Consider the following 2,715-nt stretch of genomic DNA (forward strand, 5'->3'; position numbering starts at 1 on the left):
CTCAAATTTCCTAAGTATTTTTGCTTATTCATTCCAGCGTAGCAATGTACTATACTATGTAGTGCTATTGAAGTGCGGAATGTGGGCTGTAGTAATGTTCGCTTTTCGCACCCCAAAGTTAGAGTTATTTATACCGATCTAACAAGGCAAGCGAATACTAAACAAACTGCCTTTGCCCAAGTCTGATTTTACGTCGATCGTGCCGCGGTGAGCTTCGACTATTTGGCGGCAGAGGTGTAGTCCCAAACCAGTACCCGACTTCAAGTGAGTTCCCGGCCCAAACCTTTCAAATAACTTCGTTTGTGCTGCGGGCGAAATGCCGGCACCCGTGTCTTGGATTTCTATGATTACCCATGCCAGCGGTTGGTTTCCGAAGCTCGTATAAGCAGGTGAATTGGCAGCTTTTAAGCTGACATCTATTGAGCCGTTGTCGGTGAATTTAATCGCATTTCCGATTAAATTAGTTAGCAAGCGGTGCAGTTCCAGACGATCGCCCGGATACTTCGCAATCGGTGCACTTTCTGCACTTTCTGTCAAGTCTAAATTTATCGACAAACCTTTAGCATCGGCTAAGGGAGCGAGTTCTTCAGCTACCTCAGTAATAAGCTGGCGCAAGTCCACGGCAGCGAAACTTAGGGATTTGCGGCCTGCTTCGTAGCGGTAGACTTCCAGCAGCATATTTACCAGCGCGATCAGGTTTTTGTTGCTGCGAACCATCGTCCCGAAAGCGTCGCGCATCTCATGCGAAATTTCTCCCAAAGCTCCCTGCTGCATTAAACTTAGCATTCGATCTGCTGCTACCAGGGGTGTTCGCAAGTCGTGAGCGAGTCGGGAGACAAAATCTTCGCGCTGGAGGGCGATCGAATTACGCTCGTCTACGCTGTGTTTTAGCCGCAGGAGCGATCTAACCCTCGCCAGCAGTTCGTCCATTTCGACTGGTTTGCGGATGAAATCGTCTGCTCCCATGTCCAATCCCTGCACTACGCTCGCACTGTCGTGAGCCGTGATCAGCAAAATCGGCATAAAGGGCAATTCCTTATTTTCTCGGATTCGTTTAGTGACTTCGTAGCCATCCATTCCCGGCATCATCACGTCTAGCAGTACCAAATCCGGGGCTGCCTTGTCAATTTGACTCAAGGCAGAAAAGCCGTTTTCCGCCGTGCTAATTTCGTAACCTTCTTCTTCTAGGATTGTCTGCACCAATAAAACGTTATCTGGTGCGTCGTCTACCACCAGAATCCGATCGGCTTTTGTGGCATTCGGAACAGATAAATAACTCATTTAATTGCTAGCCTGGAAATAAATACTAAACTTTAATATGCCATCCGATTTATGTTTTCACATTTTTACACTTGTTAACTCTGTCATAAGGAATATCTCACAGCTTTATCAAATCTTTGTACTTTTGAACACTCGGATGTAATATAATTTACTACTTGGTTGTCATCGTATGCACCCCGTCCCAATCATCGGGTGGGGGTACTTCCAAATAGCTCAGGGATCGATCGAGGTGAACTTCCACAGGTCGATCGCTCGGTCGCATTGCTAAAGCCGCTTCAAAATAACTAATAGCTTTCTGAAAATTTCTAGCAATATAAGCCTCCCTACCGTTACTGTAAAGTTCCAAAAATCGAACGGTTTCCCCATCAATGGGTTCAGAACTATTTTGCAGCAACTCGTAAATACCAACTGGCTGATTTTTGCCCTTAACCCGCACCTTGTCTAACTCTCGCACCCAAATCCCTTCGCGGCACAAATTGTATGTAAATTCGCTCAAAATTATATCGCACCCGTACTCCTTTGTAAGCTGTTCCAATCGCGAACTCAAATTCACCGCATCCCCAATTACCGTGTAATCCATTCGCTTTTGGGAACCAATATTTCCCGAAACCACCTCTCCCGAACTAATCCCAATTCCGAAGCGAAACGGATCTGCACCGGGGCGAGAATCATTAAACTCTTTCAAACGGCGGCGCATATCTAAAGCCGACTGAACCGCCATCCAACCGTGACTTTCCGGGGGATTCAGCGGCAGGGGCGCGCCGAAAACTGCCATTAAAGCATCGCCGATAAACTTGTCTAAAATGCCTTCATAGTGGATAACGGCCTCCACCATCGTCTCAAAATATTCGTTTAGCAGGGATACCACATCCGACGCTCCCAAATTTTCGGTCAGCGTGGTGTAACCGCGAATGTCGGAAAATAAAATAGTCACTTCTTTGCGTTCGCCCACCATCAGGGCGCCTTCACCCAAGGCCATCACTTTATCTACGACTCCAGGAGTCAGGTAGCGGTACATCGTATTTTTCATCCGCTTTTCGCGGCTGATGTCTTCGAGTACAACTAAACCGCCGCGCACGCCGCCCTCTGGATTGATCAGCGGGTTGACAGTCAAATTCAAACTACGTTCAATTACTTTAATTCGAGAGGCGGGGATGGGCAGCGGACAATAAGGGTGATACAGGGCAGAATTTCGCAGCGCAAATAGAGATTGGGCATTAGCTAATTCTGCCAGCGCTACTTCCTCAGTCCACGCGCGGTTTTCGCCCCAAGCGTAATATAAATTAGGGTCAGTGCGATCGGGCACGGCCAAAATATAACTTTCTTCTTCTTCTTCTTCTTCTTCTTCTTCTTCTTCTTCTTCTTCTTCTTCTTCTTCTTCTTCTTCTTCTTCTTCTTCTTCTTCTTCTTCTTCTTCTTCTTCTTCTTCTTCTT

2 protein-coding genes are annotated in these 2,715 nt (G+C 46.8%); both read right to left on the minus strand.

The window, feature by feature from the left end; genetic code table 11:
* Positions 1–138: 138 nt before the first annotated feature.
* A complete protein-coding gene (locus QUA16_RS07545) occupies positions 139–1,281 on the minus strand; it encodes a hybrid sensor histidine kinase/response regulator (RefSeq protein ID WP_333102561.1) in 1,143 nt (380 codons plus the stop codon).
* A 151-nt stretch (positions 1,282–1,432) separates the two neighbouring features.
* On the minus strand, positions 1,433–2,715 hold a 1,283-nt coding region (locus tag QUA16_RS07550; protein WP_333181083.1), incomplete at its 5' end, for an adenylate/guanylate cyclase domain-containing protein.

Origin of the sequence: Microcoleus sp. S13_C3, assembly GCF_036700905.1 — a bacterium.
Classification (GTDB): domain Bacteria; phylum Cyanobacteriota; class Cyanobacteriia; order Cyanobacteriales; family Microcoleaceae; genus Microcoleus.

Coding starts and splice junctions, on each gene's coding strand:
- QUA16_RS07545 (WP_333102561.1), bottom strand. CDS start 1,281: ATGAGTTATTTATCTGTTCCGAATGCCACAAAAGCCGATCGGATTCTG.